1 protein-coding gene is annotated in these 238 nt (G+C 59.7%); it reads left to right on the top strand.

What is annotated here, in order from left to right; translation table 11 throughout:
* Nucleotides 1-4: 4 nt before the first annotated feature.
* A partial coding sequence (locus SB724_RS21690) for a lyase family protein (RefSeq protein WP_410573127.1) occupies nucleotides 5-238 on the top strand: 234 nt, incomplete at its 3' end.

Below are 238 nucleotides of genomic sequence, written 5' to 3'. Positions count from 1 at the left end.
GGCCGTGGACAACTTCCCGGTGAGCGGGCGGACCATCGGCACTTTGCGTTCCCTCATCTGGAGCCTGGGAGCCGTGAAGTACGCAGCCGCACGCGCCAACGAACAGCTGGGCCTTCTTCATCCGGACAAATCCTCAGCCATTCAAAAGGCCGCAATGGAGGTCATGGATGGTCTCTTGGATGATCAATTCGTGGTGGACACCATCCAGGGTGGAGCCGGGACCAGCACCAACATGAAC

The sequence above is a fragment of the Bacillus sp. SIMBA_031 genome, from assembly GCF_046535225.1.
Taxonomy (GTDB): domain Bacteria; phylum Bacillota; class Bacilli; order Bacillales; family Bacillaceae; genus Bacillus; species Bacillus velezensis.
This window is presented reverse-complemented; position numbering and strand designations above follow the sequence as displayed.